The sequence below is a fragment of the Isoptericola croceus genome (genome assembly GCF_029382255.1).
Lineage (GTDB): Bacteria > Actinomycetota > Actinomycetes > Actinomycetales > Cellulomonadaceae > Isoptericola > Isoptericola croceus.
Genome location: NZ_JARLLG010000187.1, coordinates 1 through 276 on the forward strand (window position 1 = coordinate 1; position 276 = coordinate 276).

The 276-nt window shown below is 60.5% G+C and carries 1 protein-coding gene; it reads left to right on the plus strand.

The genetic code is table 11. The features are described 5' to 3' along the window. Positions 1-276: aldehyde dehydrogenase family protein (locus PZC42_RS21145; RefSeq protein ID WP_277214093.1), on the plus strand; the 276-nt coding region annotated here is incomplete at both ends.

Genomic DNA, 276 nt, shown 5'->3' on the forward strand with positions numbered 1-276 from the left:
GGTGTTGCCGGGCAGATAATCCCGTGGAATTTTCCGATGCTCATGGCGTCGTGGAAGATCGCGCCGGCGCTGGCTTGCGGGAACACGGTCGTTCTGAAACCTGCCGAGACCACACCATTGACTGCGCTGAAATTGGCAGAAGTCATTGCCGATGCCGGCCTGCCACCGGGGGTGGTCAATATTATTACCGGTGCCGGAGACACCGGTGGGGCGATGGTCAATCACCCGGATGTGGACAAGGTGGCGTTCACGGGTTCGACCGACGTTGGGCGCATC